Source organism: Kluyvera sp. (assembly GCF_047971185.1).
Lineage (GTDB): Bacteria > Pseudomonadota > Gammaproteobacteria > Enterobacterales > Enterobacteriaceae > Kluyvera.
Genome location: NZ_JBKDZH010000099.1, coordinates 24234 through 31327 on the forward strand (window position 1 = coordinate 24234; position 7094 = coordinate 31327).

The following is a 7094-nucleotide window of genomic DNA, read 5'->3' on the forward strand; positions in this document are numbered from 1 at the left end:
GACTAAGGAGAATATCTTGAATATCAATGGTATGGTTTTGGGTGGGGTATTGCTGTTAACCGGCTGCGTAGTGGATAATATGGACTCCTCAAACTATCGCTTCGTCCCCTGGATACAGGTCTTTCAGAAAGTCGACCCCGCCACCGGGCAGACAAATATCCGCGACCGAAAAGAAGCGCTTTATAGCTGTGGCGTCGATCGAAGCGAAAATCTCGATAGCAAAAACTGGGGATTGAGTGGTATCCGTGAGGGTGAAACGTTGAAACAATCCGTGGAACGTAATGAGCGTATTTTTGACTGCATGAAAAGTAAAGGCTACGACGTTTATGGCTTTGAGGAATGCGGGCCGCTTAAAAAGCCCAGTGGTTTATGCCCTAATTAATGTGAGCTTTAACACCAGGCGGCGGAGACGCGTTTTTCGCCATATCCATTAATATCGCGATACCGATATAGTTACTCCAGTTAAATGCATTTTGCAGCACCACTACCGCATTACCTTTTTGCTTATCAAAGCCGATAAAGCTGGAGTAGCCGCCAATATAACCGACCTGATAAGTAATTTTCTGCTGGTCGATAAAATCGGTGATCCAGGCGATACCCTGTAAACCGTCGGGGCGTTGAATAGAGGTATGGCTGACTTCGGTAAACACCTTATCCAGAGCGCGATTGCCGGTTGCCGACACGTGATAGCGGGCGTAGGCGGCCAGGTCTTCGGCGTTACTGTATAAACTGGCGGCGGCCACCATATTATTAGAAAAATGCCAGTCCGGGGTGAGCCGCCCACGGGGGATAAACTTCGGCTGATCGCCCGCGTGGCCCAGCGCGCGCAGGGAATATCCTTTTAGTTTCTCGGGAGTAAAGCTGCTGCTGGTCATTTTCAGCGGTTCAAAAATATAGTGTGAGGCTAACGTCTGAATATCCTGACCGGTCTTGTGTTTCAGGATATAGCCGATCAGCGCATAGCCGGTATTGGAATATTCCGGCACTCTGCTGCGCGGCGCTTGCCAGTTGGCTAAATAATGCAGCAGGTTATCGCTATCCAGTTCACCGTAAAAATTCTCACCGCTGCCTAAATAGCTGATGAATTTTCCCAGCATTGAAACATCCATATTTTGCCGCGGCAGGCCGGAAGAGTGGGTCACCAGTTCCAGCAGGGTAATTTTCTGCGCATCCGCGCTCAGCGGAGTGCCGGCCGGTAGCAGCGTTGTCAGGTTATCGTTCCAGTTCAGCTGCCCTTCATTGACCAGGCAGGCCACCACTTCTGCGGTGACGCCTTTACTGAGTGAACCCAGCGCAAACAGGGTATCGGATTTGACCGGATGGCGATGGACCGCATCGGTGATGCCCCAGCTGTAAAACTGCGGTGAGCCGTGATGATGAATCACCGCCACCGTCATCCCTGGGACCGATTTTTGCGCCATATAGTGCCGCACCACGCTATCAATGTCGCCATCCAGCGATTGATGGGTGAGGAGTTCCTGAGTACCTTCCGGGGAGGACATTTGTGAGAGCGTACCGCAACCGCTGAGTGACGGAATGACAAACAAAAGCCAGCGAAATTTTTTAGTGATGTTCTGCATACCTGGTGGCGTGGGTGGTGGTCAATGGCGCGCGGGAAATGTATCACATTCAGCGTGTTTATAGGCAATTTTGCCGCATGTTGGCCGATGTGGTGGCTTGTGTGGCGGGTGTTTCACCTGGAAAGGGGATTTTCAGGGGGATAAAAGGGGCCGGTTTTGTACCTGGTACGAAAATTGACGAGCTCGCTTAGCTGGCCCCCATCATTGCATTACCTCACTTTTGGATAATAGTTTTTGTACTATGCGTAATGTGCTCGGTTGGCACTAACATATCCATCATTGCGCGAATGATGTCGCTCTCGGACATTCCCTGCTGCACTTTGTTTCGTATCTCATCCGCATCATTAATCCCCTGAGAGATATAATCGGCGATATAACTTAATACCTTCCTTTCCGTATCGTCAGCTTCCTTTTCTAGCTCAGTCAGGGTTTGTCGGATGTGCGTCTTTATCGATATGCGCTGGTGCTGATCTGCGTCGATATAGGGGGCATCAAAACCATATCGCTGTGCGTTAAACGTATTGGCGAAGATGATGCTTTCCCGTGCACGGACTCTCTTATTTCTGTTGTTGAGTAAATATTTCACCAGCATCTGCGCATATCCACCTAACATGGCTGCATGAAATATTGTTAACGGGGTATCACAGGTGCGGATCTCAATGGTGCCGAAATCGGGTTTTGGCCGGACCTCCCAGTAAATATCTTTCAGAGAGCGGATGACGTCCAGTTCGGTGCACTCGTCAATATAACTGACAAAATCCTGCCAGCGCCGAATATCGTGTTCGATAACACCAAAAGTATGGAAAGAGTTCCGCGCGCTAAATCGTGAGCTGGCGAAAAGGGTATCCTCAGATTGATAATAAGGTGACGACGCACTCAGAGTAATAAAATGAGGGAGATAGGGGATTAACGCATGACACAGATAGATTGCATCATCACCTGTACGCACGCCGACATGTATGTGCTGCCCGAAAACGCAGGACAATTTGGCTAAAAAGCCAATGTGCTGATGGACTTCAGTATATCTCTCCGTCGGAGTAATAAGCTGGTCCTTCCAGATATTACTGATATGGCGTCCGCCGCCACAGAGTCCGCAATTTTTTTGCTTCGCGATCTCCGCCACGCCTCGTGTGGTGCGGCTCATCTCTTCATACAGCGTAAAAGGTTCAGTATGGACAGAAGAATTTATCTCGATCGTCGAAAGCGTCAGCTCTTTTTTTACATGAACATCATCATTATATTCTTTGATAATTTCCAGGGCTTTATCAGATAACTCGGTGGTATCGAGGTCGATGAGCTGCAGTTCAAGCTCAATGCCCAGGCTGTGAGTAGAGGAGGGCGAAAATGGAAGATCAAGCATAAAATCACCTATGGATTAATCGTATGTGAGCCACTCTGCGCCAGACGCTTGTTCTTAGTAAGATAATAATCACCACAATATTCAGTTATAATATTCTTCTAATTGCTGAAGAAATATATTTTTTTACTTTTTAAAAATAACATTGCATCGTATTTAAAATTATAGTAATTGCACTTAATTTCACAAGCTTTAGCCGAAAATTAGGAATTGTTAACTTCTGCTGCCAATTAGAAAGATCTATAAAAACAGTTGCTTTGCTTTTTTCTGGCTAGATAACGAATTCACTACTAGGATCTAACACTCAATTATATTTTCGCAAAGCGTGAAATTTGTCGTCGAGGATTTATCATGGGAAACAAAAAAACGCCACCATTAAAAAATAATGTAACGTCTTCTAAAGCTGAAGGAAAATCGGATTTAGCAGGGCAGGATACTCTTCACTTACAAAACACCGCGCCGCGGGATAATTCGCACCTGCCAGCGAAAGGCCACTCCCTTCCTGGTAAAAGCCCAACCGCGCCAGGCAGCCTGAAAGAAAATAGTGATGAGAGTGCTAAAATTAAGCAGCTGCATGCCCAGCGTAAATCAGATGATAATCAGACGCTAACCACCAATCAGGGAACAAAGATTTCCGACGATCAAAACTCTTTAAAAGTGGGGGCGCGTGGGCCGACATTGCTGGAAGATTTTATCATGCGTGAAAAAATGACGCATTTTGACCACGAAAGGATTCCGGAAAGGATCGTTCACGCTCGAGGTTCCGCCGCCCACGGCTATTTTGAACTGTATGAAAGCCTGTCGGCGATAACAAAAGCCGATTTTTTACAGCGTAAAGGGCAAAAAACACCGGTGTTCGTGCGTTTCTCCACGGTACAAGGCTCGCGGGGTTCCGCCGATACGGTTCGCGATATTCGCGGCTGGGCGACAAAATTTTATACCGAACAGGGCGTATTTGACCTGGTGGGCAACAACACCCCGGTCTTTTTCATTCAGGATGCCATCAAGTTCCCGGATTTTGTCCATGCGGTGAAACCGGAACCTCACAATGAGATACCTCAGGGAGCCAGCGCCCATGATAGCTTCTGGGACTATGTCTCCCTGCAGCCGGAAACGCTGCATAACGTAATGTGGGCCATGTCTGACCGGGGAATCCCCCGAAGTTATCGGACGATGGAAGGCTTTGGTATTCATACCTTTCGGCTAATCAATGCCCAGGGGAAAAGTACCTTCGTGCGATTTCACTGGAAACCGGTCGCGGGTAAAGCGTCTTTGTTATGGGATGAAGCGCAAAAGCTTGCCGGCAAAGACGCTGATTTTCATCGACGCGATTTATGGGAAGCGATTGAAGCGGGGGATTACCCTGAATATCAACTTGGCCTGCAGCTTATTCCGGAAGAGGACGAATTTAAATTCGACTTCGATCTGCTGGATGCGACAAAACTCATTCCCGAGGAGTTAGTACCGGTCCAACTGGTCGGCAAAATGGTCTTAAATCGCAACCCCGACAATTTCTTCGCCGAAACAGAACAGGTAGCGTTTCACCCAGGACATATTGTTCCCGGCATCGACTTTTCGAATGATCCCCTGCTACAGGGGCGCCTGTTCTCTTATACCGACACGCAAATCAGCCGCCTGGGCGGCCCCAACTTCCATGAGATCCCCATCAATCGTCCCGTATGTCCTTACCATAATCTGCAGCGAGATGGCATGCACCGCATGGAGATCAATACCAACCCGGCCAATTACAGCCCTAATTCCCTCAATAATAACTGGCCGCGTGAAAGCATGGGGACGAAAGAAAACGATGGCTTCGAGAGCTATCAGGAGCGTCTTGACGGCCATAAAGTTCGTGAGCGAAGCCCTTCATTCCAGGAGTATTACTCCCATCCAGCGCTGTTCTGGCGAAGTCAGACGCCGATAGAACAGCAGCATATTATCGATGCTTTCGCTTTCGAACTGGGTAAAGTGGCGCGCGCTTACATCCGCGTCCGGGTGGTGGAACATCTGGCCCATATCGATACTGAACTGGCGGAAAAAGTGGCGCATCAGCTCGGTATTCCGCTATCAGATGCCCTCCTCAATACGCCGGCTCCCCAGCCTGTGAGTGGGGTAGAGCGCGATCCCACGTTAAGTTTATACGCACAGTCAGCAGGGCGCGTGAAAGGCCGTACCGTGGCCATTCTGCTCGCTGATAACGCCGCTGCCCCTGACGTGCTGTCTCTGCTGAACGCCCTAAAAGAACGCGGGGTCTACCCTAAACTCCTGGCTCAGACGTTGGGCGAGGTTACCACCAGCGATGGTTCCGCTATTCCCGTTGATGCCACCTTTGCCGGGGCGCCTTCGATCACGGTGGATGCGGTTATCGTCCCTGATGGTATATCTGCTGCTTTAATGAAAAGCGGCGAAGCGCAGCATTATTTACTGGAAGCCTACCGGCATTTAAAAGTGATTGGGCTGAGCGGTGATGCCAAAAAATTGACGTCGCTTTGGCGCGAGAGCGCCGCAGAAGACGGCATCATTCAGGATAAGAGTATTTCTGCTGATATGCTGGACAGCTTTTTTGAGTCCCTGGCCGCACACCGGGTATGGAGCCGTAGCGCGAAAGCTGCTGCCATTCCCGCCTGATTATGTGGTGGGTGGCGGCTGATAGCGGCATAGCCATTCCCGGTAATCAGCGAACAACATCGCTAAAGCGTGAGGAAAACAATCTGAGTATTGTTTTCCTCATCCACGGGCCACAACGCTGTCAATTTCGCTACATAAGTTGTCACCTTTGCGTCGGTAATCCACATCCTGATTAAGCAGGATAACGGGTAACCAACGCAAAGGAGCGACAACATGTTGAAAGAACCCTCGCAAAAATATTCCCCTCATATTCCCATTGCTCTGCCTGACCGCCAGTGGCCGAATCAGCGGCTGACTCACGCTCCACGCTGGCTTTCAACCGACCTGCGTGACGGAAATCAGGCGCTGGCCGCTGTCACTTCCAATCACGCGTTATAACGTTCCGGTTCCGCCGTCAGAACACCAGACCTGCCCGGACGTATAGCTGTTCTCTGGGGAAGCCAGGGTGACATAAAGTGGCGCAATTTCCGCTGGCTGACCCGGTCGACCGAGCGGTGAATTGGCACCAAATTGCTCAATTTTCTCCTGTGGTTGGCCGCCACAGCATTGAAGAACCGTCCAGTAGGGACCGGGGGCAACGGCATTGACCCGGATCCCTTTCGGTGCCAGTTGTTTTGCCAGCGATTTTGTAAAAGCTACGATCGCCGCTTTGGTCTGAGCATAATCCAGCAGGATCTCGCTGGGCTCGTAGGCTTGAACCGATGAGGTGTTTATAATTACGCCCCCCGGGGGTAAATGGGGGACTGCCGCTTTTGTGATCCAGAATAGTGAGTAGACATTGGTCTTGAATGTTGCATCAAAGGCTTCAGTTGTAAGTTCCTCAATCGACTCACAGAATTGCTGGCGACCCGCGTTATTGACCAGGATATCGAGCCCACCTAAGGCCTTAACCGCCTGACTAACCAGGTGCTGGCAAAATGTCTCTTCACGAATATCACCAGGGAGTGCCACGGCTTTCCTTCCTGCTTTCTGAATCAGATCGACGACCTCACGAGCGTCCTGTTCTTCATCAGGCAGGTAGTTAATTGCCACATCCGCGCCTTCACGCGCAAACGCAATTGCGACTGCTCGTCCAATACCTGAATCACCTCCAGTAATTAACACTTTTCGGTCAGTAAGGCGACCGCTTCCCCGATAACTTTCTTCCCCATGATCTGGACGTGGTTGCATTTTTCCGGCAAGTCCTGGAAAAGGTTGTTTTTGGTGTGGAAAAGGTGGAACAGGAAAAAGTTCTGAATTTGTCATATTCGTACCCTGTTTCTCATCGTATTTATTCGCCATTCCATCACCTCTATATATTTATTTGCAAGAACTACTAAGCGTAGTTCAAAAATCGCTGCTTGTATCTTAATGATTTCCGTATAAGATTAATCCTGGCTTTATGTTTTTAATTATTTTTTTGGGGGTGGGGGTGTTATCGGTGAGTTAGCTTGTCTTAATGTCATTTCAGTCATAAATAAGCCTTGAGAGAGAATAGTAATGTGTTGATATATAAATAAGGGAAATGATGAATGCCATCATTAAATTTG

General features: G+C 49.0%; 5 protein-coding genes and 1 pseudogene. 3 read left to right on the forward strand and 3 right to left on the reverse strand.

All coding sequences use genetic code 11. The annotated features are described in order from the left end of the window. Nucleotides 1-16 precede the first annotated feature (16 nt). The gene (locus tag ACK5JN_RS20670; protein WP_416871872.1) at nucleotides 17-382 is read left to right on the forward strand and encodes a hypothetical protein; all 366 of its coding nucleotides are present in this window, start codon (nucleotides 17-19) and stop codon (nucleotides 380-382) included. On the opposite strand, the gene ACK5JN_RS20675 is transcribed toward ACK5JN_RS20670, so the two are convergent. Together ACK5JN_RS20675 and ACK5JN_RS20680 are read right to left on the reverse strand one after the other, a co-directional pair. Next, on the reverse strand, nucleotides 375-1580 hold the full coding sequence (locus ACK5JN_RS20675; protein ID WP_416871873.1) for a serine hydrolase domain-containing protein: 1206 nt from the start codon (nucleotides 1578-1580) through the stop codon (nucleotides 375-377). The genes ACK5JN_RS20670 and ACK5JN_RS20675 overlap by 8 nt on opposite strands. A 214-nt stretch (nucleotides 1581-1794) precedes the next feature. Continuing rightward, nucleotides 1795-2940 (reverse strand): YbdK family carboxylate-amine ligase, encoded by a 1146-nt coding sequence (locus ACK5JN_RS20680; RefSeq protein WP_416871874.1) that lies wholly within the window; start codon nucleotides 2938-2940, stop codon nucleotides 1795-1797. Nucleotides 2941-3288: 348 nt separating this feature from the next. Here ACK5JN_RS20680 and katE point away from each other — a divergent pair, with 348 nt between their 5' ends. Beyond that, nucleotides 3289-5565 carry a catalase HPII gene (gene katE / locus ACK5JN_RS20685; protein WP_416871875.1) on the forward strand — a complete coding sequence of 759 codons (2277 nt, stop codon included), beginning with the start codon at nucleotides 3289-3291 and terminating at the stop codon, nucleotides 5563-5565. Nucleotides 5566-5778: 213 nt separating this feature from the next. Continuing rightward, nucleotides 5779-5916 (forward strand): annotated as a pseudogene (locus ACK5JN_RS20690) (hypothetical protein); the annotation flags it as partial. 21 nt (nucleotides 5917-5937) lie between these two features. Here the strand turns inward: ACK5JN_RS20690 and ACK5JN_RS20695 are convergent. Then, entirely contained in the window at nucleotides 5938-6846 is a 909-nt protein-coding gene (locus tag ACK5JN_RS20695; protein ID WP_416871876.1) for an SDR family oxidoreductase, read from the reverse strand. Nucleotides 6847-7094 lie beyond the last annotated feature (248 nt).